Origin of the sequence: Acinetobacter sp. WCHA39 (assembly GCF_002165385.1) — a bacterium.
GTDB lineage: Bacteria > Pseudomonadota > Gammaproteobacteria > Pseudomonadales > Moraxellaceae > Acinetobacter.
Genome location: NZ_NHRP01000022.1, coordinates 1 through 26,714 on the forward strand (window position 1 = coordinate 1; position 26,714 = coordinate 26,714).

23 protein-coding genes and 2 pseudogenes are annotated in these 26,714 nt (G+C 39.2%); 12 read left to right on the forward strand and 13 right to left on the reverse strand.

What is annotated here, in order from left to right; translation table 11 throughout:
- The 5 genes and pseudogenes from CDG56_RS11565 to coaE all read left to right on the forward strand — a co-directional run.
- Positions 1 to 140, forward strand: a pseudogene (locus CDG56_RS11565) (IS4 family transposase); the annotation flags it as partial.
- 312 nt (positions 141 to 452) lie between these two features.
- Positions 453 to 2,168 (forward strand): type IV-A pilus assembly ATPase PilB, encoded by a 1,716-nt coding sequence (pilB, locus tag CDG56_RS11570; RefSeq protein ID WP_087547941.1) that lies wholly within the window; start codon positions 453 to 455, stop codon positions 2,166 to 2,168.
- Positions 2,169 to 2,192: 24 nt separating this feature from the next.
- Positions 2,193 to 3,419: a type II secretion system F family protein gene (locus CDG56_RS11575; protein ID WP_087547942.1), complete on the forward strand. Its 1,227-nt coding sequence runs from the start codon at positions 2,193 to 2,195 to the stop codon at positions 3,417 to 3,419.
- On the forward strand, positions 3,419 to 4,279 hold the full coding sequence (locus tag CDG56_RS11580) for a prepilin peptidase (RefSeq protein WP_087547943.1): 861 nt from the start codon (positions 3,419 to 3,421) through the stop codon (positions 4,277 to 4,279). The genes CDG56_RS11575 and CDG56_RS11580 overlap by 1 nt, the downstream gene beginning before the upstream one ends.
- A gap of 1 nt (position 4,280) precedes the next feature.
- Positions 4,281 to 4,886, forward strand: coding sequence for a dephospho-CoA kinase (gene coaE, locus CDG56_RS11585; protein ID WP_087547944.1), 606 nt, complete (start codon positions 4,281 to 4,283; stop codon positions 4,884 to 4,886).
- Here the strand turns inward: coaE and CDG56_RS11590 are convergent.
- The 3 genes from CDG56_RS11590 to CDG56_RS11600 form a co-directional block, all read right to left on the reverse strand.
- Positions 4,883 to 5,794 carry a DMT family transporter gene (locus tag CDG56_RS11590; RefSeq protein WP_087547945.1) on the reverse strand — a complete coding sequence of 304 codons (912 nt, stop codon included), beginning with the start codon at positions 5,792 to 5,794 and terminating at the stop codon, positions 4,883 to 4,885. The genes coaE and CDG56_RS11590 overlap by 4 nt on opposite strands.
- 30 nt (positions 5,795 to 5,824) lie before the next feature.
- Positions 5,825 to 6,574 carry a 23S rRNA (guanosine(2251)-2'-O)-methyltransferase RlmB gene (gene rlmB / locus CDG56_RS11595; RefSeq protein WP_087547946.1) on the reverse strand — a complete coding sequence of 250 codons (750 nt, stop codon included), beginning with the start codon at positions 6,572 to 6,574 and terminating at the stop codon, positions 5,825 to 5,827.
- A gap of 182 nt (positions 6,575 to 6,756) precedes the next feature.
- Entirely contained in the window at positions 6,757 to 7,083 is a 327-nt protein-coding gene (locus CDG56_RS11600; protein ID WP_004659291.1) for a pyrimidine/purine nucleoside phosphorylase, read from the reverse strand.
- 342 nt (positions 7,084 to 7,425) lie between these two features.
- Here CDG56_RS11600 and recN point away from each other — a divergent pair, with 342 nt between their 5' ends.
- From recN to ruvX, 3 genes are all read left to right on the forward strand, one after another.
- Positions 7,426 to 9,084, forward strand: a complete 1,659-nt coding sequence (gene recN / locus CDG56_RS11605; RefSeq protein ID WP_087547947.1) for a DNA repair protein RecN — start codon at positions 7,426 to 7,428, stop codon at positions 9,082 to 9,084.
- A gap of 115 nt (positions 9,085 to 9,199) precedes the next feature.
- Complete coding sequence (locus tag CDG56_RS11610; protein WP_004659294.1) at positions 9,200 to 9,754, forward strand: YqgE/AlgH family protein; 555 nt, start codon at positions 9,200 to 9,202, stop codon at positions 9,752 to 9,754.
- Positions 9,747 to 10,190 (forward strand): Holliday junction resolvase RuvX, encoded by a 444-nt coding sequence (ruvX, locus tag CDG56_RS11615; RefSeq protein WP_005162957.1) that lies wholly within the window; start codon positions 9,747 to 9,749, stop codon positions 10,188 to 10,190. The genes CDG56_RS11610 and ruvX overlap by 8 nt, the downstream gene beginning before the upstream one ends.
- A gap of 165 nt (positions 10,191 to 10,355) precedes the next feature.
- Here ruvX and CDG56_RS11620 read toward each other — a convergent pair whose 3' ends face one another.
- From CDG56_RS11620 to CDG56_RS11630, 3 genes are read right to left on the reverse strand one after another with little or no spacing between them, the layout of a single operon-like run.
- Entirely contained in the window at positions 10,356 to 11,357 is a 1,002-nt protein-coding gene (locus CDG56_RS11620; RefSeq protein ID WP_087547948.1) for an HlyD family secretion protein, read from the reverse strand.
- Positions 11,358 to 11,410: 53 nt separating this feature from the next.
- Positions 11,411 to 11,626 (reverse strand): DUF1656 domain-containing protein, encoded by a 216-nt coding sequence (locus tag CDG56_RS11625; RefSeq protein WP_004659299.1) that lies wholly within the window; start codon positions 11,624 to 11,626, stop codon positions 11,411 to 11,413.
- Entirely contained in the window at positions 11,619 to 13,712 is a 2,094-nt protein-coding gene (locus tag CDG56_RS11630; RefSeq protein WP_087547949.1) for an FUSC family protein, read from the reverse strand. The genes CDG56_RS11625 and CDG56_RS11630 overlap by 8 nt, the downstream gene beginning before the upstream one ends.
- 416 nt (positions 13,713 to 14,128) lie before the next feature.
- On the opposite strand from CDG56_RS11630, the gene CDG56_RS11635 reads away from it, so the two are divergent.
- On the forward strand, positions 14,129 to 14,902 hold the full coding sequence (locus CDG56_RS11635; protein WP_087547950.1) for an IclR family transcriptional regulator: 774 nt from the start codon (positions 14,129 to 14,131) through the stop codon (positions 14,900 to 14,902).
- 226 nt (positions 14,903 to 15,128) lie between these two features.
- On the opposite strand, the gene pgsA is transcribed toward CDG56_RS11635, so the two are convergent.
- From pgsA to CDG56_RS11665, 6 genes and pseudogenes are all read right to left on the reverse strand, one after another.
- Positions 15,129 to 15,716, reverse strand: coding sequence for a CDP-diacylglycerol--glycerol-3-phosphate 3-phosphatidyltransferase (pgsA, locus tag CDG56_RS11640; RefSeq protein WP_004674390.1), 588 nt, complete (start codon positions 15,714 to 15,716; stop codon positions 15,129 to 15,131).
- A 105-nt stretch (positions 15,717 to 15,821) separates the two neighbouring features.
- Positions 15,822 to 16,619 carry a thioesterase family protein gene (locus CDG56_RS11645; protein WP_087547951.1) on the reverse strand — a complete coding sequence of 266 codons (798 nt, stop codon included), beginning with the start codon at positions 16,617 to 16,619 and terminating at the stop codon, positions 15,822 to 15,824.
- A 104-nt stretch (positions 16,620 to 16,723) separates the two neighbouring features.
- The gene (uvrC, locus tag CDG56_RS11650; RefSeq protein ID WP_005162980.1) at positions 16,724 to 18,523 is read right to left on the reverse strand and encodes an excinuclease ABC subunit UvrC; all 1,800 of its coding nucleotides are present in this window, start codon (positions 18,521 to 18,523) and stop codon (positions 16,724 to 16,726) included.
- Between the two features lie 106 nt (positions 18,524 to 18,629).
- Positions 18,630 to 18,944 (reverse strand): annotated as a pseudogene (locus tag CDG56_RS17330) (hypothetical protein); the annotation flags it as partial.
- 81 nt (positions 18,945 to 19,025) lie between these two features.
- Positions 19,026 to 19,940: a lipid A hydroxylase LpxO gene (gene lpxO / locus CDG56_RS11660; RefSeq protein ID WP_087547952.1), complete on the reverse strand. Its 915-nt coding sequence runs from the start codon at positions 19,938 to 19,940 to the stop codon at positions 19,026 to 19,028.
- Positions 19,941 to 20,098: 158 nt separating this feature from the next.
- Positions 20,099 to 21,163, reverse strand: a complete 1,065-nt coding sequence (locus CDG56_RS11665) for a GGDEF domain-containing protein (protein ID WP_005162997.1) — start codon at positions 21,161 to 21,163, stop codon at positions 20,099 to 20,101.
- Positions 21,164 to 21,765: 602 nt separating this feature from the next.
- On the opposite strand from CDG56_RS11665, the gene fadB reads away from it, so the two are divergent.
- Entirely contained in the window at positions 21,766 to 23,919 is a 2,154-nt protein-coding gene (gene fadB, locus CDG56_RS11670; RefSeq protein WP_087547953.1) for a fatty acid oxidation complex subunit alpha FadB, read from the forward strand.
- Positions 23,920 to 23,931: 12 nt separating this feature from the next.
- Positions 23,932 to 25,104 (forward strand): acetyl-CoA C-acyltransferase FadA, encoded by a 1,173-nt coding sequence (fadA, locus tag CDG56_RS11675; protein WP_087547954.1) that lies wholly within the window; start codon positions 23,932 to 23,934, stop codon positions 25,102 to 25,104.
- A 67-nt stretch (positions 25,105 to 25,171) separates the two neighbouring features.
- Here the strand turns inward: fadA and CDG56_RS11680 are convergent, their stop codons facing one another.
- Positions 25,172 to 25,672 carry a hypothetical protein gene (locus tag CDG56_RS11680; RefSeq protein WP_087537427.1) on the reverse strand — a complete coding sequence of 167 codons (501 nt, stop codon included), beginning with the start codon at positions 25,670 to 25,672 and terminating at the stop codon, positions 25,172 to 25,174.
- Between the two features lie 289 nt (positions 25,673 to 25,961).
- On the opposite strand from CDG56_RS11680, the gene CDG56_RS11685 reads away from it, so the two are divergent.
- Positions 25,962 to 26,660, forward strand: a complete 699-nt coding sequence (locus CDG56_RS11685; protein WP_087547955.1) for a hypothetical protein — start codon at positions 25,962 to 25,964, stop codon at positions 26,658 to 26,660.
- Positions 26,661 to 26,714 lie beyond the last annotated feature (54 nt).

Sequence of the window (26,714 nt, forward strand, 5' to 3'; positions counted from 1 at the left end):
CAGTAAGTTTATTTCGCTACGGTTTGGACTATGTTCAAATGGCTATTCTACGTTTGATTGGTTTTGGAAAAAAAGAAGAATTTAAGAAAGTGCTCGCAATTTTAAGGAAGAAAAAGCCTGATAGGACAAGGGCCCTATGAAATTTGTCGTGTACAAAGCGTATTTTTATAAAATTCAGTTTTTCTTTTCAGTTTAAGTTTCAACCAACAAAAAATAGAGCTAAAAATTCTCGTCTCTTTTACATATATATGTCGATTTTTTACAATCGTTTGCTTTATTTCTAACGAAGGCTACTTTTTAAATCTGAAATTAATTTGTAAAAAAATCGATCAGTTCAAGTTTTTCAATATGAACCAAGTAAAAAACAACACTTTCTATAGTAGTATTTTTACGTAACAAAAGTATAATTTTGAGAATAGCTATTATAACCATATTGTGAGTAAGGCGGACAGATGTCAGGATTACATACGTCTCCAAAGTTTTCGGGGTTCATTCGACGTTTAGTTGAAGATGGTCATATGACTGCTGCAAATATGCAGAACGCAATTGATGCAGCCAAGAAAGCCAAACAAGATATTGTTGCTCATTTAATCGAACAACATCGTCTTTCTCCACTTACCATTGCAGAAAGCATCTCTGTAGAATTTGGCGAACCACTTTTTGATTTGGCGGTTTACGATGTTGGATTATTACCTCGAGAATTAACCGACAATAAACTCATACAAAAACATCGTGTTGTTCCGTTAACACAACGTGGACAAATTTTGTATGTTGCTACGAGCAATCCAACCAATATTGATGCATTAGATGCAATTCGTTTCAATACCAAACTTAATATTGAACCAATTATTGTTGAGCATACTAAACTTGAAAAGTTAATCGAACAACATTTTGGTGATTCAAGTAGTTTCGATTTTGGTGACAGTGAGGACTTCGACTTAGATATTGATGTTAATCAAGATTCACCTCAAGAAGATGATGATGCATCACCGCAAGGTGACGAATCCCCAATTGTCAAATATATTAATAAGCTTTTAATTGATGCAATTCGCATGGGCGCTTCAGATTTACATTTTGAGCCCTATGAAAAAATGTACCGTGTGCGTTATCGTGTAGATGGTGTGCTCCGTCAAATCGCTACACCGCCTTTACAAATGGCAACCCGCTTAGCTTCTCGTTTAAAAGTCATGTCTCAAATGGATATCTCTGAAAAACGAATGCCTCAAGATGGTCGTATTAAACTCAAATTGTCAAAAACCAAAGCCATCGATTTCCGTGTTAACTCTCTACCTACTTTATTTGGGGAAAAATTAGTACTACGTATTTTGGATCCATCAAGCGCTATGCTCGGAATTGAAGCATTAGGCTATGAAGATGATCAGAAAGCATTATTCATGGAAGCACTTGAAAAGCCTCAAGGAATGCTACTGATTACAGGTCCAACAGGTTCGGGTAAAACCGTATCGCTATATACTGGTCTAAATATTCTAAACACTGAGGATACTAATATTTCAACAGCGGAAGATCCTGTTGAAATTAACTTAGAAGGCATCAATCAAGTCAACGTGAATCCCAAAACGGGGTTAACTTTCTCTGCTGCACTGAAAGCTTTTCTACGTCAAGATCCAGATGTAATCATGGTCGGTGAGATTCGTGACCTTGAAACTGCTGAAATTGCAATTAAAGCAGCTCAGACAGGTCATATGGTAATGTCAACATTACACACCAACAGCGCACCTGAAACTTTAACTCGTTTGCGTAATATGGGGGTACCCTCATTCAATATTGCAACCTCAGTCAATCTTGTCATTGCACAACGTTTAGCACGACGTTTATGCTCACAATGTAAAGCACCAGTTGATATACCTAAGCAAAGTCTCATTGAACTTGGATTTACTGAACAAGACTTAGCCAATCCAGATTTACAGATCTTTCAACCGATTGGCTGTGCGGAATGTCGAGAAGGGTACAAAGGACGTGTAGGTATCTATGAGGTGATGAAAGTCACCCCTGCAATTTCTCAAATCATCATGGAAGATGGTAACGCACTGCAAATTGCAGCAGCATCAGAACAAGCTGGTTTTGACAATCTGCGTCGTTCAGGTCTAAAAAAAGTGATGCAAGGTATTACTTCTTTGCAAGAAATTAACCGAGTAACAAGTGAATAAAATCAATAAAAAGGATTAAGAATCATGGCAGCGAAAAAAGCGCAAATGATGCCTACTTTTGCTTATGAAGGGGTAGATCGAAAAGGCGCCAAAATTAAAGGGGAATTACCAGCACGCAACATGGCCTTAGCAAAGGTCACATTACGCAAACAAGGGGTCACAATTAAAACCATTCGAGAAAAACGCAAAAATATTCTTGAGGGTTTGATGAAGAAGAAAGTAACGACCTTAGATATTACGGTCTTTACTCGTCAATTAGCAACCATGATGAAAGCAGGGGTACCTCTCGTCCAAGGTTTTGAGATTGTTGCAGAGGGTTTAGAAAATCCAGCAATGCGTGAGGTTGTACTTGGTATCAAAGGTGAAGTAGAAGGTGGTAATACTTTTGCAGGTGCTTTACGCAAGTATCCACTTTATTTTGACAATCTTTTTTGCTCATTAGTTGAATCTGGTGAACAATCAGGTGCGCTTGAAACAATGTTAGATCGTGTTGCGATTTATAAAGAAAAAAGCGAACTTTTAAAACAAAAAATTAAAAAAGCTATGAAATATCCAATCACTGTTATCTGTGTTGCAGTAATTGTAACTATTATTCTCATGGTTAAAGTTGTTCCTGTATTCGAAAGTGTCTTTTCATCCTTTGGAGCTGATTTACCAGCATTCACAAAAATGGTTGTAAATATGTCCAATTGGATGCAAAAATATTGGTTTATTCTGATTCTTGTAATTGGAGCTATTATCACCAGTTTTCTAGAAGCAAAAAAACGTAGTAAAAAGTTCCGTGACCTTTTGGATAAAATGGCACTTAAGGCGCCTATTTTTGGAGATTTAGTCTATAAAGCCATTATTGCCCGTTATAGCCGCACTTTGGCAACCACATTTGCAGCAGGTGTTCCTCTCATTGATGCACTGGAATCAACTGCTGGTGCAACCAATAATGTGATCTACGAAGAAGCGGTGATGAAAATCCGTGAAGATGTCGCCACAGGCCAACAGTTGCAATTTGCGATGCGCGTTTCTAACCGTTTTCCATCCATGGCGATTCAAATGGTAGCGATTGGAGAAGAATCTGGTGCCCTAGACAGTATGCTCGATAAAGTCGCCACTCACTATGAAAATGAGGTAGACAATGCCGTTGATGGATTAACCTCGATGATGGAACCTCTGATCATGGCAATTTTAGGTGTCTTGGTGGGTGGTCTTGTTATTGCCATGTACCTACCGATTTTCCAAATGGGTTCTGTGGTCTAATGCAGCAATTACTTTTTTATTTCATCGAAAACCCGATTGCACTTTATGTTGCAGTCGGGATTTTGAGTCTCTGCATTGGTAGTTTTCTTAACGTAGTCATTTTTCGCACCCCAAAAATGATGGAGCAAGAATGGCATCATGAATGCCAAATGTTGTTACACCCAGAACAACCTATAATAGACGAAACAAAATTAACCTTAAGCACCCCACCATCTACATGTCCAAAATGTAAATCTGCTATTCGCTGGTATCAAAATATTCCTGTAATGAGTTGGTTAATACTTCGTGGCAAGTGTGGTGCTTGCCAAAATCCAATTAGTATTCGCTATCCACTTATTGAACTATTAACAATGATTTGCTCATTAATAGTAGTTGCTATATTTGGCGCGACCGTACAAATGTTATTTGGTTTAATACTCACTTGGGTCTTGATCACATTAACGTTTATTGATTTCGACACACAGCTATTACCCGATCGCTTTACCTTGCCACTTGCCGCACTAGGCTTAGGAATCAATAGTTTCACTGTTTATACTTCTGCAGGCTCAGCGATTTGGGGCTATTTGATTGGTTTTCTATGCTTATGGGTGGTTTACTATATCTTTAAACTTGTCACAGGCAAGGAAGGCATGGGCTATGGTGATTTCAAGCTTTTAGCCGCACTCGGGGCTTGGATGGGGCCAATGATGCTACCTCTAATTGTGCTACTCTCTTCAGTTGTTGGTGCAATTATTGGTATTATTTTGATAAAAATGCGTGGTGAAAACCAACCATTTGCATTTGGTCCTTATATTGCAATTGCTGGTTGGATTGCATTTTTATGGGGAAATCAAATTATGAAAATATATCTAGGTGGATAATATGAGTTTTATCTTGGGCATTACTGGTGGCATTGGTAGTGGCAAATCAGCAGCTACACAATGGTTTGAATCCCAAGGAATTGTTGTAGTCGATGCAGATATTGTAGCTCGTGAAGTGGTTGAACTAGGCCAACCTGCTTTGAAAGAAATTCAACTTTCTTTTGGAGACTGGGTAATACTAGAAGATGGCAATCTGAATCGACGTGCACTTCGTGAACACATATTCCAGTTTCCAGAAGCGCGAGAAACACTCGAAAAGATCACTCACCCTGCTATACGCCAATCCATTATCCAGCAGTTACAACAGGCAGAAAGCCCTTATGTCATTTTAGTTTCACCTCTTCTCTTTGAAACTAATCAGCATGAACTTGTGCATCACACCTTACTCATCGATGCAAATGAACAAACACAACTACAACGTGCAAGTCAAAGAGATGGACAAAATGAAGAACAAATCCGAAAAATTATCTCGGTACAAATGCCTCGTACCCAAAAGCAATTACTCGCAAATGATATAGTTATGAATGATGGTTTACTTGAGCACCTTCATCACCAACTAAAACCATTACATCTAAAATATCTACAAAGTGCTGAACAGGCATTTTAATCCTGCTTCTGTTGCCCGAGTCGTTCACTCAGCGTGTCTTTTTTAAACCAGCGCCACGGCTGTAATGCACCAAAACCCATTCCGACTAAACCACAAACAATCGCTGCATTTAGAGGCTCATCAAGCAGTGGAACAGCAATCACAGCTGCAATAAAAGGTGCCAAAGTAACAATACTCCCCGTTTTAAAGGCACCTAAACGCTCAATCGCAGCAACATAGGTCAATGTCGCAATAATTACGACCATTACACCATGAAATAAACCTTGAATGACTAAATGAATGGGTTCTGCTTCTTGAAAATGTTTTGGAACAAATAAAATATAGACAGGTAAATAAATAATCGCTGACCAAATTGCCACGCTCGCCATGGAATGCCAAGCCGATAATTTCCATTGTTTAAGCAATACTGTAAAAATTCCCCACCAAACAGCGCTGATAAAAAAAAGTAAATCGCCTAAGCCAAAAGCGGTCGCTTGATCATGCAGCATCAGATAGCTCATCAATACAAGCGCACTTGACATGATGCTAAGACTCAACCAAGTATGTTTATCAAAAGGTTGTCTAAACAATAAATAAGCAGCAACTGCCGTACATAGAGGAATACAGCCATTTAAGAAAATTGCAGCATGGGCTGCTGGTGCTTGCAAAAAAGCAGTATAAACGGTCAGACAGTAGGCTAAACCACCTGTTAAGGCTAAAATGACTGGACGTGGATGCCATAAGAAAGCTAAATCTTTTTTATAAATGAGCACAGGCATTAAAATAAGAAAGGCAATCGCAAAACGCATTGCCACCAAATCCCATGCACTCACATGCCAATGTAAATTTAAACGGGAGAAAATGGTGAATCCCCCCCAAATACACATTGTAATTAAAACAAATAGATAACCTTGTGTACGAGCAGTCATTTTTAATTACATTGACGATAATTGTGTGAATTATACAGCATTACGCTGACGACATGCCTCATAAAGTGCCATGCCTGTTGCCACACTGACGTTTAAACTTTGTAAATCACCAGACATGGGGATATACACGGTTTGGTCACATTGCGACTGAGTAATCGGTCTTAAACCTGTGTCTTCCGCACCCATAACAATGACAACTGCACCCTTAAAGTCACATTGCTGAATTGGCAATGCTTTTTCATCTAGCATTGTGCCAATAACACGCATATGTGTGGTCTCTTTTAAATGAGCTAAGGTTCGAGCTAAGTTAGTCACTTGAATAAACTTAACTTTTTCCGCCCCACCTGCAGCAACTTTACGTGCCGTCGGAGTTAAACTAGCCGAACGGTCACGCGGCACAATCACGGCCTGCACGCCCATTGCCGCCGAAGTACGAATACAGGCTCCCAAATTATGCGGATCAGTGACTTGATCCAACGCCAACAATAAAGCATTCGGTGACTGCTGCATCAATTCGTCTAAATCTTTTTCATTTAAGGTTGGATGTGGTCGAACTGCAGCCACTACACCTTGATGAAAAGGTAAGCCTGCAAGCTTTTCCAAACTATCCCGACTCGCCTTTTGGACGCTAATCCCAAAAGGTTCGGCAAGTTGCAAAATCTTTTGTAATCGCTGGTCATCACGACCTTTTAAGGTAAATAAAGTCAAAACGCGTTCAGGCTCTAACTCCAACAATGACTCAACCGAATGAACGCCATAATAATATTCAGGTTTTGCCATGAACGACCTCTTGCAGTATTCCCGATCTATAAAGGGAGATTTTGAAAAAATAAAAATCCTGCAAAGTAGCTTTACAGGTGAGGAGCGAATAGCTCCGCAAGGGAATTTAATAAAAAAATCCTGCAAAATGAATTTACAGGATTCTCTTTAGGTATAGTGTACCCGATTTAGGAAGCGATCAGTTAACCTTCTAAATGACAGACGTAATCAAGCACTTCATCAGTCTCGATGTGGAAAACACTATTTCCTGGGACATAAAAAGACTGACCTGCACGGAATAACTCACTTTCTGTACTGTCTGCAATTTTTACACGACATTCACCAGAAATGATTTCCATACGTTCTGGCACATGTGTTTCAAAAGTTAATGCCTGTTCAGTAGGTAAAATCACACCTAATGTCTTTTTAGTACCATCTTCAAATTGTACAGTATGGCTGATACATGCCCCACCAAAATATACATTTGACTTTTTAATGACCGTAACATGATCAAACTGCACTGAACTCATGCATACTCTCCAAATAATGCAGCATTTATATTAGGTTATGATGGACGTAGTTTAATTGTGCCTGCGTCACTAATCAATCCATTTTTATCATGCTTTAACAGCAATTTTTATGCCTTTCTACTAAAGTTATGTTCAACTCACAAGCACTTTTAGATCAAAGCATCCGATCTAAAATACAATAGAAAAAATCTTATAAATTGATAGACAAGCTTTACATCACTAAATTATTCAAAACAACTCCAGAAATAAAACATGATTTCATCAACACAACGCTGATCCTCTTGTTCGATTAGCAAAATTTCTCTATCTTTAAGCAAAAGATTGCGTGCACTGGATGCATATATGCTCACCCATTTAACTTTAATTAATTTTGCACTTGCAGACCATTTAGCTTTAGATATTGAACAAGGTTTCAATGTTTTGACCGGAGAAACTGGTGCAGGAAAATCGTTATTGTTAGATGCACTGTCTGCGTGCTTGGGTGAACGTACCGATACCAACTATGTCCGTTATGGTGCAGATAAAGCAGATGTCACTGCTGTCTTTAGTTATCAAGCTGAAAGTGCGGAAGCAAAATGGCTTACAGAACATGAACTAGATGATGATTCTGGTGAAATTCATTTAAGACGTGTCATATTTGCGACAGGCCGAAGCAAAGCATGGATCAATGGACGCCCAAGTAGTTTGTCGGAGTTAAAAGAAATTGGACGCTTACTGGTACAACTTTATAGCCAGCATAGCCAACAGCAATTACTTGAGCCCCCTTATCCGAAGCACTGGTTAGATCGTTATCATAATTTTGCCGAACCAGCAAATGAAGTACGTGAAGCGTATAGCACATGGCAAAAAAACATTCGCCAGCATCAAGCCGCTTTAGATGCGCAAGCCACGCGTATTCAAAAAATACAAAATTTAGAATCCCAAATAGAAGAACTTGAAGAGATTGTCCAAACGGATTATCGAGAGATTGAACAAGAGTTTGATCGTCTCAGCCATCATGAACATATTATGCAAGACTGTAGTTACAGTCTAAATGTCTTGGATGAGGCTGAACAAAATATCACTCAAGAAGTTGCTTCAATCATTCGTCGTTTAGAGTCTCATGCAGGGCGCAGTGAACAGTTATCAAATATTTATAATTCGTTACTCAATGCGCAAAGTGAGATTGAAGATGCAACCGCGAGTTTACGTCAATTTATTGATCGCCAAAGTTTTGATCCTGAAAGAATGGAACAGCTCAATACAACCTTAGAAATTTTCCATCGTCTCGCACGCAAACACCGTACCCAGCCTGAATTACTCAAACAAGAATATGAAACTTGGCAACAGGAATTAGAGCAATTACATCTATTAGAAGATCCTGAAACCTTAGCTGAACAGGTAGAAATTTCTTATCAAATTTTTATGCAAAAAGCTGAGCACCTAGATCAGATTCGTCGTACAGCTGCAGTTCCACTGGCGAAGCAATTGACTGAACAAGTGAAGCCGCTTGCTCTACCTGAAGCATATTTTGAATTTAAGTTCGAGCCAATGGAAGCAAATGCCGAAGGTCTCAGCTTTATTCAGCTTCTTTTCACTGCCAATAAAGGCATTCCACCACAACCGCTGGCTCGCGTTGCATCTGGCGGTGAACTCTCTCGTATTGCACTGGTCATGCAAGTGATGAATGCCGAAAAAACAGAATCTGAAGTTTTGGTCTTTGATGAAATTGATGTCGGAATTAGTGGTGGTACAGCCGAAGTGGTTGGTCGTTTACTCGCCGATCTAGCTCAGCATGTACAACTACTCTGTATCACTCACCAAGCTCAAGTTGCTGCACAATCTGACCAACACCTATTGGTCAAAAAACAACAAACAGATCCAGCAAGCAGCACCATTATTGAGTTGAATGAGGAACAACGCATTCTAGAACTAGCACGTATGTCTGGCGGCGTCGAGATTAGCGAAACCACCTTGCAACATGCCAAACAACTGCGTCAACTAAAATTTCAATCCGCTTAATACGCATAACAAAATGTGAGAAAAAGATTGGCGAAATCCGATTAACTCTTGTATGTTGACAAGAAGAGCCTATATAGATAGATCAGCATAATATTTTTGATGGAGAATCGCCTAGGTGACGAAACAATATTTAACTCACCGTTGTCTCATCGCTCCACCAGACATAACAGATGACTTCTTTGCCAATACTGTTATCTATGTGGCACGCCATGATGAAGATGGTGCACAAGGCATTATTATCAATCGCCCTTCTGAATTACAGATCAAAGAATTACTGAATGATTTAGAGATTGATGCAGATAATGTACAACCTCATGCTGTGTTGCAAGGTGGACCATTACGCCCAGAAGCAGGTTTTGTACTACACACAGGTCAACCTACTTGGCATTCATCAATCGCAGTAGGTGAAAATGTTTGCATTACCACCAGTAAAGATATTTTGGATGCAATTGCACATAACGAAGGTGTCGGTCGTTACCAAATTGCTCTAGGCTATGCTAGCTGGGGCAAAAATCAGCTTGAAGAAGAAATGGCACGTGGTGACTGGCTGATTTGTGACTCAGACATGGATTTAATCTTTAATCTACCTTATGGCGATCGTTGGGATGCGGCATACAAAAAAATTGGGGTAGACCGTACATGGTTTGCTTCAGAGATTGGTCATGCCTGATTTTAAAACTTCGCAATCCATTATGGCCTTTGATTTTGGCACCCAGAAAATGGGGATGGCAATTGGTCAATCCACTATTGAAAGTGCCACTCCCTTGCCATTATTTGCCATGAAAGATGGTATTCCTGACTGGAACCAACTATTAAAACTCGTGAAAGAGTGGCAACCCAATCTTTTTTTAGTCGGTTTGCCATTAAATATGGATGATAGTGAATCTGAACTCTCTGCTCGCGCACGAAAATTTGCACGACGTTTGCGTCATCAAACCAATATTGAAACGTGGATGGTGGATGAGCGCTTGACTACACGCGAAGCGAGAGAAGAACTTGAGTCTTATCAAAATAAAGGCCGAGCAAAACGCTTATCGGCTGATAGTTTCGCAGCCGCACTACTCATTCAAAGTTGGTATCGTGATCCTAATGGAATAACACCTTAATCATTTATATTAAGCGCTTTTTCACGGTATAGCACACTGATGTACCGTGATAAAATCAGATCCAGACCATGAAAATAACTGCTTTAGCACGTCTACAACCCAAACCATTTGCATAAAATTTAGAATGCAATTCTTAAAAAATAAATCAACTCAGACTACGTCTGATTATTTCTCAATAATTCTCACCGTTGCAGTTCGCCCTGAAACAAAAGCCAATGGATTCTGAGGCTGTTCATCTAAAATAATTTTTACAGGCACACGTTGCGCTAAACGTACCCAACTAAAAGTAGGGTTTACATTTGCCAATAGATTAGAACTACCAGAACGCTCACGATCTTCGATCCCTGTTGCAATACCTTGAACATGCCCACGAATGAATTGATGATCCCCCATCAACTGTACGGTTGCCGAATCACCGACATGAATACGATTCAATTTGGTTTCTTCAAAATAGCCCACGACATAAAGCTGATGACGATCTAGCAGCGCAGCAACCGCTTGCCCAACCTTAACATAATTCCCAACACGTAAATCAAAGTTAGCTAAGGTCCCATCCGCAGGTGCAACGACTGCCGAACGACTCATATTGAGCTGAGCTAAATGTAAATTGCTATTCGCCACGTCGATCAAAGCTTGCTGTTGTTGAATGGCAGCCTCAGCCTGTTCGATACTCGCTGCTAGCTGCTCTTTTTCCGCAATCGCCTGATCGCGTGTAGCAAAAACCTGATCTTGCTCTTGCTTAGAGATTGCACCATCCATCAAACTCGCATAACGTGCTGCATTCTTCTCAGCCAATTTCATATTAGCTTCAGTCTTGACCAAATTTGCCTTTGAACCGACTAAGTTTGCACGCGCCTGAGCCAAACCGGCATTGGCTTTAGCTAAATCAGATTTAGCTTGTTCAACGTCAAGGGCTTGACGTTCTACATCAATCTTGAAAAGAACTTGTCCTTTCTTTACCGTCTGATTGTCCTGTACCAGCACCTCAGTTACTAATCCATTAACATCCGAAGCCACTTGAACCACATCACCACGCACACGACCATCACGTGTCCACGGTGCGGCATTGTAGTAATTCCATAAATGCACGACTGCATATATCGCAATCAAAACCGAAAGTACTAATACAATTGGACGTATGACTTTTCGTACATCAAATGCATTCATGTTCATCACCTTTACCACATATTTTTAAATCATTAAATTTCGGAGAGAGCTACTTAAAGGCTTGTACCTTGTAAATAAAGACATAACCAATGCATACACAGCAACAATCCCAAGTACAAACACAAGTTGAAAATATTCGGTAGTACAATCCAACCTCTCATAACTAAACGATCGATCAGTGGACTCATCAGCTTAAAGAGCACGTAGGCGATGATGGCTTGCACCAAAAGAATTGGAATATAGATTCCATAAACGTTAATCTCACCCATGCAATACACCTAAATCATATGTTTCTGAATCCATCTCTTGTGTTGAGACATGCTCGATGCTTTCACAAATATTATTCAGAGAAATCAACATTCTTTGAGCGAGTTGCTCATCTTCAATTTGCACTGCAATCCGTTGTAATAGATCAATCTGCTGTACAATTTGAATTGGAAAATGGTTCAGAGAAAGTTGTTTCTCCTGCATTTGAAAATATTCAGTCAGTTGCTGTTGCAGTACATTGACTTCATTTTTCAAACTGACCAATTGGGGGAGTTTTTGGCTAATTTCTTGCAATCGGACTAAGTCAATAATTGAACTACTTTCAATCAAAGCATTCTGAATCGAAATCTTAACTTGATGATTTTGAACCATTTTGGTATTCAATACTCCAACTCGGTCCAACATACTGCGTAGATGAATTTTGAACTCACTACCATAAGATAGATTTAATGCCTGACGCATCGCCTGATAATGTAAAGTTAAAATTCGCGTTGCACTGGTATCAGGTGAAACAGCTCGAACTAAATCAATCACAATGAGTGAAACCAATACGCCCAGAACCATTGCAAATGAACTATCTAAGTAAGAAACAGCATCCATGCTGTATTTATTGTGCAGATTCAATCCCATCATGGTGTTAATCCCAAGTACCATTCCTACAGGCATTAACATTTGATTGGCCATCATGGTGACAGCCACTAAAAACACAGGAAATAGCACCAAAGCCAATTGCCAAAAATGAGTCACATGCGGGAAAATACCAAATGCATATAAGAATACTAAGCCTGCGGATACAATACTGCCCCAAATAAAAATCCGTAGCACAGGTACTGGGTTATCCAGAGCAGTTAAGATACACGCCGTAATTGCACCCATTTGCGCCATCATAAAACCCGCCTTCCAACCAGACAGAATCCAAGCTGCAGTGACAATAAAAGTAATCAGTACGGCACTAATTCCACCTCGTATCGCAATACCATGATCACGATGTAAACTTGGATATTTCGTCGTAATGGCTGTAATTTCTATTGGAATTTCTTTATTACCTTGCTGAATCTGTTGCCACAGCAGCTTTACTGCCAAGATATTGGCTATAAAATGACGAACATCCATCTTTAATGCAGCCAATACAACTTTCTGTTCAGACGTTGCTTTAGAAATCAGCTCAGCAAAATCCTCTTCAAATCCATTCGGCAAAGTCTGTAAATCAGCAGGTACTAAACTTTTCTCTTGTTTTAAAAATGTCACAGTATGCTGACGAAGCATATCCAAATGCGAAACAAGATTAACCAAGTGCAAATGTTCGAGTTGTTTCACACGTTGAGACAATGCAACCAAATTCGCAACCACCAATGACACTTGATGTAGCATTTCTTGTAAAGGCTTGGTCATGCCTTTCAACTCACCTTTCTCATAAGCCAAATGTACAGCTAAAGCATGAATATCAGAGGCATCACGAGTAATCACAGATAAAACTTGCGTGTAATTTTCAGGTGTTTCTTGAACTGCAATCAATTTTTCAAAAGTTGCTTCTAGATCGTTTAAGGTTTTATTGACACGTTGCTTGATCATTGCGCCAACATGAACTGGAAAAAAAGTTGCCGAAACAACGGCGGAAGAGACCACCCCAACTGAGATTTCAAGTACACGTGCAACAGCGATATCAAAAATATTGTAGGTATCTATATAGGTAATTGCATTATAAACAATCATGGCAGTTGAATATCCTGCCAACATAAATACGTAGCTACGCGGCGTGCGGTCTAGTAATGACACATATAAAGCAAAGCCCACCCAGAGAGATAAAATAACCGTAAATAGCCACGGCGTATTAATAAAATGTGGGGTCAATAACAGTGCTATGACCGCCCCTGCAACAGTTCCAATCAAACGATATACACATTTCGAAGACACCATTCCTGAATAAGGATTGGCAATAATCATGACCGTTCCAATCGACCACATCGGATTAATCAAATCTAATTCAAAAGAAATAAACAGTGCCAGCATGCCTGCTACAAAGGTTTTACAAGCAAAAATAAGATCAAGTCGGCTTGGTCTGAAAGCTAACAGCTGTTTAAGTAACATGAATATGTCTCAATTCTAAGTCAGCCTGATCTAATGACACATGACAATGTGGCACGAAGTTACACCGATTTGGAGTATCAAATCAGTTGACAAGAAAAAGCTGATTATGGGGAGCAAGGCATAGTGTCTAGAGCAAATGGAGATAATTTAACGAATTTCATTATCCAATGAAGACACTACATCTATAATTTTTTCAAAACAAAGCAAATTAGTCAACATAAATTATCACTATTTGATAATTTTTCATTTTAATTTAAAATATTTTCAATAAAAGCCATATTTTTTCTCAATTCAAGGCTTAATTGGTCGAGCAAAAATATTCCGACCTAAAAGTCCATACACGATCTCAGGCTTTTCTGATATAAAGCAATAAAAGTTCGATTTTCACGTTATTTTTAAGGAGTAGACAACGCATCATGGCAATTTCGAGTTTTGGTAAAATTCTCACAGTGCTGGATTTATTTTCAGTTTCACGTCCGATTATCAATGTCGATATCATTTGTGATGAGCTTGGTCTCTCAAAACCCACAGCCTATCGTTATCTTAAAGAACTTGTTTCAACAGATATTTTAAAACGCATTAGTGGTACATCAGGAGACTACACTTTAGGTTCTAAAATTGCAGTTCTTGATTATATTTCTCATAGTACCGATCCATTGGTGCAAATCAGCATCCCCTTTATGCGTGATATCGTAGATCGTACTGAACTCTGTTGTTTATTAACCTATTTAAACCATGATTATTGTATTGATCTACATCATGAAACCTTTAAAGAAGCAGAACTCATCTCTTACGGAAGAGGTTGTCCACGCCCTGTTTATGTAGGTGCTTCACCCAAAATTGTGATTGCCCATTTAACCAAGCAACATATTCAAGCTTATTATCATCAATTTACTCAGGAACTTGCTCAGGTAGGCTTTGCCCATAGCCTCGACGAATTCATGCAGCAAATGCGGAAAATTAAAAAACAAGGCTTTTATTTATCGCAGGGTGAGATTGATCCAATGGTATGTGGTCTTTCCGTGCCAATTCGCTTTTCTACTAAAGAAGCACCGATTGCACTCACGCTAGTAGCATCAAAAAATCGTTTTGATTTCTTGAATATTCAAAAACTGATCGAGATCTTGCAAAATAATGCAGCGCAAATTGAACATAAATTTGCAACACTTTCCGAAAATCAGCCAAACTGAATTGAGAATTTTAAAAAATATTTACATTTTTATCCGTTGTAAATAGCAATATATTCTCATATTATGATTATGTTCTTCAGCATACCCTCCTAAAAAGAGTATGACTTTCCTCAGAGAACTAAGCCCATCTTTGTTATGGGCTTTTTTCTTGACCAGTTCTTATCGAAAGGCATAAAAAAGCCTTTCAAAAGAAAGGCTTTCATTTATATGGCTATACAAAAAATCGTTAGGGCTGCTTCAGATAAGGCCAAGCAGCTTTCATATAAATAAACATCGACCACAACGTCAAAATCACTGCCGCATAAAGCAAAGCGTAGGCCCACATTTCCAGTGGTTTCCAGTTCAACAGGAACACACTAATCGCAATCATTTGAAATGCTGTTTTATACTTTCCTACTGTAGAAACAGCAACGCTCGTACGTGCACCCAGTTCCGCCATCCATTCACGCAATGCCGAAACGGTAATTTCACGCGAAATAATCACAATTGCAGCAAAAGCCATTGAGATCGTCGGTTGCCATTGCACCAATACAATCAATGCCGCCGCAACCATAAGCTTATCGGCGACTGGATCAAGGAAACGCCCGAAAGCAGAAGTCTGATTCAAAGTCCGAGCTAAATAACCATCGAACCAATCTGTCACTGCTGCAAGAACAAAGATTGCAGTCAATATCAGATGTCGCATCATTCCCCCATGATGCTCAGCAATCCCAATGGCAGGCGGCCAATAGGCAATTGCCAGAAACACGGGAATAAGGGCAATACGCGCCAAAGTTAAAATATTAGGAATGTTCAGGATTCGCCCTGTGCTCATAAACACCGCCATGTTGTTCGCATCAAATATGCATGTCGCACAAAGGATGTGCCGAGATTGTATCCATGTGTAAGCAACTTTATACGAAATGCACGGCAGTGTCGACTAGGCAAAAACGGCAACTGTTTGTCGAAGTATCGCAATCAGTCGATTTTCATCATCCCAAAGATAGGCATACTCGGTTGAATAACCATGTTCAGCATATTCAGTCACTACTTTGTATTTGAACCAATCCTGTACTTGATGAGCAATCGGCTGCAAATAGGTAATCTGCCAAGTTAATGAGCTTGCAGGTGCAGGGGTTTTAAACATTGGTAACACACCCGGTGGCCACACATCCATCAATCCAAATAGATCGGCCAATTTCATTTCGCGATTTGGATGCAACTGAGGCATAAAACGACACCATCCGCCAAAGTCAGGTACTTTGCTACCAGACATTGGATAATTACCTTCAGCCCAACATAGTTCAAACTGTTGCAAACATTGTGGCATTAAGCCTTCAATATAAGCCGTTTTTTCCAACTGCGCAGGCAATGGATAATCAGGAATTTGCGGTAGATTTTGCACATGAATCCGAGATTCACGCTGCGAACCAAAACTTGCTATTAAAATACTTTGTACAGTATCTGCTTGCCATAACCGCACTTCTAAGGTTGTAACCGATTTACCTTCTCGCAACACCTCCGCCGTGAGTTTAGCCTGCCCTTCTTGCACAGGACCAACAAAGGTCACATTACAACTCAATAATTGCTTTGTTGTATCATGAACCACGCTCTGCGCCTTTTGGATTAATAATCCTGCAACTAAACCGCCAAATACGGTGCGACCTTGTAACCATCCTGAGGGAATATCAATCCACTCTTGATGTTCAACCTGTTGATACAGCGGAAGCAGTGACATTATCTTTCCTTAATCGTCAAACCATCTTATCTTTAAATGTTTTTCTCTGTTTGTGAATGATCATTGACGTATCAGTCATTGAGAGATTGAACCAATCGGTCAAGTTATTCGTGCAAAATTTTATAAATCGTTCTCGCCATGACTTCACCCAAACCGGGTACAAGCATCAACTCTTTTTCTGAAGCTTTTAAAACACCTTGTATACCACCAAAATGAGTGAGTAGATCACGACGGCGTTTTGGTCCTAGCCCAGGAATAGCCTCTAAAACTGAACTACTACGGCGTTTATCACGCTTAGCTCGATGTTTGGTAATGGCGAAACGATGCGCTTCATCTCGCACTTGTTGGATGAGGTGCAAAGCTTTATGGTCTTCGGGTAATTGAATCTTAGTGCCATCAGTAAAATGCAGCGTTTCTAATCCCGGTTTACGTCCCTCACCTTTAGAAACACCAATCATAAAAGCATCAAGCGCTAATTCTTGCATGACCTCCATCGCCATATGCAACTGCCCTTTACCACCATCAATCAAGAGTAGATCAGGTAACATATTTTTTTTATAACGGCGTATCAACGCTTGGCGCATCGCCGCATAATCATCACCGCCCGTAATATCCTGAATCGCAAACTGACGATAATCTCGCTTTCTTGCACCGCCCTGATCAAAGACTACACAAGAAGCAATCGGTGCTTCACCCATGGTATGACTGATATCAAAACATTCAATCCGATCAATCGGACGCCCAACCACTTGTTCAAGTTGATGAAAACGCTCGTTTAATTCCAAGTGATTACTCAGTTTGCCTTTAATCGCATGTTGCACATTCATTTGCGCCAGTTCTAGCCATTCAGCCCGAGTTTCTCGCACTTTATGCTTGATTTGAACTTTCTTATTGAAGCTTTGCTGTAATGCTTCTTCTAATTGTTTTTGATCGGGAATATCTACATTTACAATCAATTCTGATGGCACTTCATCCGCCACTTGGAAATAGAAATTCGCCATAAAATCATTCAGCATTTGCGCCAAATCATCTCCCAACATATCTGGAAAATAACTTTTTCCACCAAGCATACGTCCATTACGAACATGCATGATTTGTACACAAGTCACACCCGCTTGGTAAGCAATCGCCAAAATATCGGCTTCGCCTTTGATCTTAAATACTGCTTGTTGTGCTTGAACCTCGCGCAATAACGCGAGACGATCACGATAAAATACGGCTTTTTCAAACTCAAGAGCTTCGGCAGCCTGTTCCATTTTTCCAATCAGCTCTTGATTGAGTTCTTTGGTATCACCCTGTAAAAAACGAATTGAATTGTCCACATCTTCCTTATAGTCCTGAGGGCTAATCAGACCGACACAAGGCGCTGTACAACGTTTAATCTGATACTGTAAACAAGGGCGTTTACGTTGTGAAAAATAACTGTTTTCACATTGGCGAACATTAAATAATTTTTGTAAAACCAGTAAGGTATCTCGTGCACTATAGGCACTGGGATAAGGCCCAAAAAACTTGCCGACCTGATGTTTGCCCTTGCCACGCCCACTGGCAATGCGGGGATAGGGCTTGTCTGCCGAGACAAAGATATACACATACGACTTATCATCGCGCAACATAATATTGTATGGCGGACGATGTAATTTAATCAGATTTTGTTCAAGTAATAATGCTTCTGTTTCAGAACGAACAACTAAACTTTCGATGTCATAAATTCGCGCAACTAAAGCCTGTGTCTTAGGATGGTCAATCGTTTTAACAAAATAGCTGGATACACGATTCTTTAAGTTTTTGGCTTTTCCGACATACAGTAACTCTCCATCTTTGCCGAGCATTTTATAAACACCAGGCAATTGAGTCATATGAGTCAGGATTTTTTCAATATGTTCACGCGCGTTTGGATTCACAGCAGACTTTCATCATCAGTAATGCTTTCGATGATGTAGTCTGCATAAATCAATTTCAAGTCAATTGAGCCAAAATGCATCAATTCAATAACTCAAATAACACCTATCATTTAAAAACTCGACTCAATACTTGATCAGCGCTCTTAAATGCAGACTCATGAAAGAAATCACAGGCTAGTTCATTCGTTGGAGCGATTGGATTAACTTCTCTAGCTATATGCTAAAAACCCCAATATTCCCGAGACTGATGGCGAATCCGAGTGTCTACTAAATTAAACTCAGTATTAGGTATAGATGTAGTCCAAGCTGCATTTTGCCAAATATCTTTGCGGATAATATTACTTCCTACACTTACATGTGACAGATTTTGGGTTGGATAAGATTCAATATAATCTTGAGTACTCAACTGAACTTGTTTTTGCTAACATTAATTAATAAACAAATAAATAACTAAATCATCGTTATAAAAAAACGCCCTTTCGGGCGTTGATCTGATTCAGACTTAAAATACATAAGGTCGAATAAAAATTAAGAAAAATAGCCCTAACATGATGAACCATTTCAAAAAATAATATAAACCACGATTGCTTGCTTTTAAGGCTTTGGCTTTTAAACGAAACTGATAAACATAACCAAAGACTTTATTTAAGCCACCTGTTTGATCGCCTGCCTCATTAGGTGAACTGGCTGCGGTCATGACACTTTTACCAAACCAGTGGTTAAACTTTTCCATAAAACGGGTTTTTAATGGGCGTTCTACATCAGCGAAAAAGATAATACGATTCTGGTTCGTCGTGTTTTCCGCATAATGGATATAGGTTTCATCAAACACCACACTTTCACCATCACGCCACGAATATCGCTGACCATCAACATCAATAAAACAGCGATCATCATTAGGTGTAATCAAACCTAAATGGTAACGCAATGAACCCGCATAAGGATCACGATGGCGAACTAAACGGCTATCTGGTGCCAACTCAGTAAACATCGCAGCTTTAATTGTTGGAAGCGTTTTTAATAATGCGGTTGTTTTTGGGCAAAGTTCAGCAGCAGATGGATGTGCCGAGTCGTACCATTTCAAATAGAAACGTTTCCAACCTGTTTTAAAGAAGGAGTTGAAACCGAGGTCATCATAACTACTTGAAGCTTTAATCCCACCTTTGTCATATAAAGCTTTGGCTTCGTCTCGAATCATTTCCCAATATTCATCTAAAACTTTTAAATCTTTAAAATACTGCGTATCAATATAAGGTTGATTCGGTACTTTAGAAAACATGTACATTAAAAAGTTTATAGGTGCAAGAATCGTTGAATGATCGAAAAATTGACGATAAAACGAATGTTTTACTTTACCGCGTCGTTGAATATACAAAGCTGAAATGATAAAAATCGCTAAAATGATCCATTTAACCATTGAAAAAATCGACCAAAAAAATGAATCTCGGAATTTTATCATCGTCTTTTTTAATTTCTAGCCAATTTTGGTTCAACAAGTTTTTCTACTTAATTCATTAGATAAAATAAACAATAAATATCATGTATATATAAAAATAAATCTTCCAATAAAAATTGTTATTTTTTTATTTTTTGCTGTTTTTTGACCAAATACATTTTTGCATCAGCTTCATGAATCAAAGTAGATGCATCTAAGTAACCATCAACATGATCTGTTTGTTTTACACCGATACTCAAAGTAATACTCGGCTCAATATGATAAACATACTGTAGTAATCTTGGAACGAAACTTTCAAGTGCCTGTGCTTCAGTACAACGTGGAAACACAATACAAAACTCATCTCCACCACATCTAAAACAATGATCATCCAAACGTGCAACAAATCGAATCGCATCCGCTACAACTTTTAACATTTGATCACCTTTAGAATGCCCAAAATTATCATTAATGATTTTAAAATCATTGATGTCAATAAATACCACTGTAACGGGTTCTAAACTTCGTTCAGCCGCATAAATGGTCGAATTTAAAATACGATTTAAATGTCTCACATTTAATAGTCCTGTGAGCGGATCAGTTTGAGATAAAGCTTCCATTTGCTGAGCCCGATCTTCTAACACAGAAGCATATTGCTCAATTTTTTCTTTAGATGCCTTCAACTCACTGACCAAACTCCACACATAGGTTTCTACAACCAGCGAAATATCAAACATAAATAACTTTTCTAAAGTAGAACGTATTTGATGAAAATTCTCTGTATCGCCTAATTGTTGTTGAATCATTGATATCAGCATGATTTTGAGATGATAGACGGCGGATAAATATAATTTGGGTTCGACACCAATTCGTTTATGCACTAAACCGATTCTCAATCGATTATTGACATAATTGGCATCATAATTACCTGAAAAAAGTTCTACCAAGTATTGGCGTTGTGCATGTTGTAACCGAGATAAAGTGTCTATATCGCCAATCAGTGAAGCAATCTCCGAAATCGAGGTTTGCTGTTGATAAAAGGTAATCACAACTTGGTCAAGTAAATACTCAAGATCAATTTGTCCCCCTAAGTCAACCAACTGCTGTAATTCTTGATGACTTAAACTAAGCAAAGATCGTCGATATTCAATTTCTTCAATCGAAATATGCATTTGTTTCATCAAGGTTTGGTCTGTTGGTTTCATCTTTTACCCAGCCTTCCCTAAACAGGTTTGTTTTTTATTCAGCTTCCCAACCACATCATCAACAAATAATTATTTTTCTATTCGTTTTCATATAAACCCTAAAAACAGCTATAACTAACATTTTTTGTCATAAAATCAAACTATGTCTCATTTTAAAAACAAAAAAATCTTTCAAAATCCTTTTTCTAACAAAGAGTTAACAACAAAATATTGCTTTCGCTATATCTATAATAAAGCAATAAATAAGCCATAACTTTAGCAACTTAACTTAAAGCTTAAATATGCTAATAAAAAATATACGAATTTAAAAATGATTTATGGGTTGCTTAATACAATTTTTACGTTTAAAAACGATAAGCACATGACTAAAATCAATAAACTTTTCACTGTTTTTAAAGGAAAAAATAGCTTTCTATTTTTATACAAGCCTTAGAAATAAATTCTTTAAAAGAATAGATGACCCTAGCGTCACGGCTTGATACAACTTGTTATGTCCTTTTTGGATATAGTTATCGTAAGATTAGCAAAGCATTTTGTGTGCGCTAACGCATACACGCTTTATGACATCAACTCAGAATCCTCCACAACAAGGGAGATCAGGCATGATCCACGCTGGCAATGCCATTACCGTCCAAATGCTTGCGGACGGAATTGCAGAATTCCGCTTTGACTTACAAGGTGAGTCGGTTAATAAATTTAACCGTGCAACCATCGAAGACTTCCAAGCAGCAATTGCTGCGGTTAAAGCCAATAACGACATTAAAGGCTTAGTTGTTACCTCTGGTAAATCAACATTTATCGTTGGTGCAGATATTACTGAATTTGGCGACAACTTCGCTGCTGGTGAACAAGCAATTGTTGATTGGCTTATGCCTGTACATGACGTCTTCAATAGCTTTGAAGATTTAGACATCCCTAAAGTTGCTGCGATTAATGGTACAGCGCTTGGTGGTGGTTTTGAAATGTGCTTAGTGTGTGACTACCGTGTCATGTCTGAGCAAGCTCAAGTTGGCTTACCAGAAATCAAACTCGGTATCTATCCTGGTTTTGGTGGTAGCGTACGTTTAAGCCGTTTAATCGGTATCGACAATGCCGTTGAATGGATGGCAATGGCGAATCCTAAGAAGCCAGCTGCTGCACTGAAAGATGGTGCTGTAGATGCGGTTGTTGCTGCTGACAAACTTCAAGAAGCTGCTGTTGACTTAGTTAAACAAGCGATTGCTGGTCGTTTGAACTGGAAAGCAAAACGTCAAGAAAAATTAGACGCAATTAAATTGAATCCACTTGAACAAATGATGGCATTCAATACAGCAAAAGGTGCGGTACTTGCAAAAGCAAACCCTGCACAATACCCTGCGCCAAAATTGTTACTTGACTCATTACAAGCAGGTGCAAGCCTTACACGTAATGATGCATTAAAAGCAGAAGCTCAAGGTTTTGCTAAAGCAGCAATTACTCCACAAGCAGGTGCATTGATTGGTTTATTCATCAATGACCAAGTTGTGAAGAAAACTGCGAAGAAATATGAGAAAGGTGCTCACCCTGTCAACCAAGCAGCTGTATTAGGTGCGGGTATCATGGGTGGTGGTATTGCTTACCAAGCGGCAAGCAAAGGCACTCCAATCATCATGAAAGACATTGGTAACCCACAACTTGCATTGGGTATGAAAGAAGCGAACGGCTTACTGACTAAGCAAGTTGAACGCAAGAAAATGAAACCTGCGCAAATGGGTGAAACCCTTGCTCGCATCCGTCCTACTTTAAGCTACGATGAGTTTAAAGAAGTGGATATCGTGATCGAAGCGGTAACTGAAAATCCAAAAGTTAAAGAAATCGTACTTGCAGATACTGAAAAGCATGTTCGTGAAAACACGATCATCGCTTCTAACACATCTACAATCTCGATTACTCGTTTGGCGAAAGCATTACAACGTCCTGAAAACTTCGTTGGTATGCACTTCTTTAACCCAGTACACATGATGCCATTGGTTGAAGTCATTCGTGGTGAGAAAACTTCTGAAGAAGCAATCGCAACAACTGTTGTTCTTGCTCAGAAAATGGGTAAAACCCCAATCGTTGTAAACGACTGCCCAGGCTTCTTAGTAAACCGTGTATTGTTCCCTTACTTCGGTGCATTCGACCTACTCGTTAAAGACGGTGCTGACTTCCAGCAAGTTGATAATGTGATGGCGAAATTCGGCTGGCCGATGGGTCCTGCATACTTAATCGATGTTGTTGGTATCGATACAGGTGTACATGGCGCTGAAGTGATGGCTGAAGGTTTCCCTGACCGTATGAAGCCAGATTACAAAGGTTCTATCGAAGCGATGTACGAAGCAAAACGTCTTGGTCAAAAGAACGATGTTGGTTTCTACAAATATGTGTTAGACAAGAAAGGTAAGAAAGCGAAAACTGTTGACCCAACAGCTTACGAAATCATTGCGCCTTTCGTGACTGGCGAAAAACGTGAATTTGATCCACAAGAAATCATTGACCGTATGATGCTTGCTTTCTGTAACGAAACAGTTCGTTGCTTAGAAGACAACATCGTTGCAACTGCTTCTGAAGCAGATATGGCGATGATCATGGGTGTAGGTTTCCCTCCATTCCGTGGTGGTCCATGCCGTTACATCGACCAAACAGGTGTTGCTGAATACGTTGCGCTTTGCGACAAATATGCACATTTAGGTAAAGCTTATGAAGCGCCACAAATGTTGCGTGACATGGCTGCTAACAACAAAAAATTCTACGGTTAAGGAGCGACGTGAATGGCTACTTTAAATCCACGTGACGTTGTGATTGTTGATGGCGTTCGTTCTGCCATGGGCAAATCACGTAACGGTATGTTCCGCAATGTTCGTGCCGACAGTTTATCTGCTGAATTAGTACGTGCACTTGTTGCTCGTAACCAGTTTGATACCAATGAAGTTGAAGACATCATTTGGGGCTGTGTAAACCAAACTTTAGAGCAAGGTATGAACATTGCTCGTAATATTGGTTTATTGGCTGACATTCCAAAAACTGCTGGCGGTCAAACAGTAAACCGTCTTTGTGGTTCTTCTATGCAAGCACTTCATACTGCTGCTGCACAGATTGCAACCAACCAAGGTGACATCTTCATCATCGGTGGTGTAGAGCATATGGGTCACGTAGGTATGATGCACGGCATCGACCTTAACCCTGAAGCATCTAAACACTATGCAAAAGCATCGAACATGATGGGCTTAACTGCTGAAATGTTAGGTCGTATGAACGGTATCTCTCGTGAAGAGCAAGATGCTTTCGGTGTTGAATCTCACCGCCGTGCTTGGGCTGCAACTCAAGAAGGTCGTTTCAAAAATGAAATCGTGGGTGTTGAAGGTCATGATGCTAATGGCTTCAAAACCCTTTGCGACATCGACGAAGTGATTCGTGCTGATGCAAACCTTGAAGCATTCAAAGCATTGAAACCAGTTTTCGATCCTAAAGGTGGTTCAGTAACAGCAGCAACTTCTTCTGCTCTTTCTGACGGTGCATCTGCAATGTTGTTGATGTCAGCTGAACGTGCTGCATCTTTAGGTTTAAAACCTCGTGCTGTGATTCGCTCTATGGCGATTGCAGGTTGTGATGCTGCGATCATGGGTTATGGTCCAGTTCCAGCAACTCAAAAAGCGCTTAAACGTGCTGGTTTAACGATGGCGGATATCCAAACTATCGAATTAAACGAAGCATTTGCTGCTCAAGGCTTATCAGTCATGAAAGGCTTAGGCGTTTATGACAAACAAGACATCATCAACTTGAATGGTGGTGCGATTGCATTAGGTCACCCATTAGGCTGTTCTGGTGCTCGTATCACAACAACATTGTTGAACGTGATGGAACAACAAGATACACAAATCGGTCTTGCGACCATGTGTATCGGTCTTGGTCAAGGTATCGCGACCATTATCGAACGTGTTTAATCGACACTGAGATAAAGAGAAAATCCCCGCTATATGCGGGGATTTTTATCTTATTCAATGATATAAGCTATGGTTGTCTAAAATCTTTTAAACCATTTTGAATTTGCTGCTGTAATAGCAAAATATCATTCAAATTGACTTTAATCGAACCATCACGAATGCCATCAATATTGTTTCGATTTATATTAAGTGGCTCTAATATTTTAAATACACCATTAGTTGGATCAGATGATTGAAAACCTGAGGCCACCGCTAGAATATACTCTTGTAACCCAGGTGAAACTTGAGATAAGCCTGACTGCACCTTTGGTTCAAATTCAACTGCACTAATATTCTCAGGAATTTCTGCATTTTGCATATCAGTATGAGTTTTATAAATACGATGCTGAAGTGCTTGACGTACTTTTTTATCTTCTTGAAATGGAGTAGGTCCTACAACTTCTTCACGTAATTCAGATTCAGCCATAATACGAATGGTTGGTAAAGTTTCAACCTCTTCGGCATGTACTGCTGAAAATCCAACCAAAGTAAATGCCATCATCAGCGCTGATCGTTTTAGAAAGTTCATCACTTGCTCCAAAAATCATTCACCATAAACATTGAATAAAAATAGCTATAAATTAAGCCTACAATAAAGTGATATTGAATTCTGTATCACTCTGATAAACGGTAAATAGGATTATTTTTTTGAACGTAAGATAAAATGAGCGAATCAAACAATGTGTCTGATCTTTGTAAAATAAATAGATAAAAGAGGAAAAAATCTCGCATAAGCTCGTTTTTTTGATTACTGTGCTCGAGTGAATTTATAAATATTGATTATTTTATATACTTTAAAAAGCGATTAGGAGAAATGGATGATTTCAACTCTAATTAAAATGACTACAGCAATATCGATTACAGGATTATGTTTAGCAGGTTGTGCAACCAAAACCCTTATTACCAAAGACAGTAAAGCTTATATTCGCACAACCAAGGTTACTTTGGTTGAAGATAGTGTCATTGCATTTGGAAGACCTGCTCAACAATCTGCAAATTTACCTAAAGATAGTCTCGTAATCGCAGGGCAAAAGAATAGCTATATCCTTACCCAAGGTGGATCTCAATTTGTGAGTTTAATCACAAAGCTCGACCCCCAAAATATTCAAATTACACGTGAGCTAAGCTTTTATTCTGAAAAAAATGATGGCAATTTTTCAGGCACACTCCCCCTTTCATATATAAAACTAAAAGAAGACTTGAGCAAAAAAGATTTAGAGTTTTTCATTGAGAATGGTGCGAGAGAATGTTCTTCTTCAAGTGATGAACGTATGCAAGCTCAACGCTTCTGTTTCGATATCAAACTCGCTGGTGTTGTTTATCCTACTGCAAATAATCTAAGCTCACTCAAAGCATTAAGTAAGCCTTACCAAATCTCTATCTATACCAATAAAGAAGAAAGTTATAAATCAAAATCAGGTATGAATCCTTTGGAAAAACTGGTATTGCTCCCTTTTGCCGTGGCGATTGATGTGGTGAGTCTACCTTTCCAAGCAGCAGAAAAGATCTTTGATTAAACTTAAGCTCGAACTCAGTCATGCAATGATGTATACAAGGCATCATTGCATCAC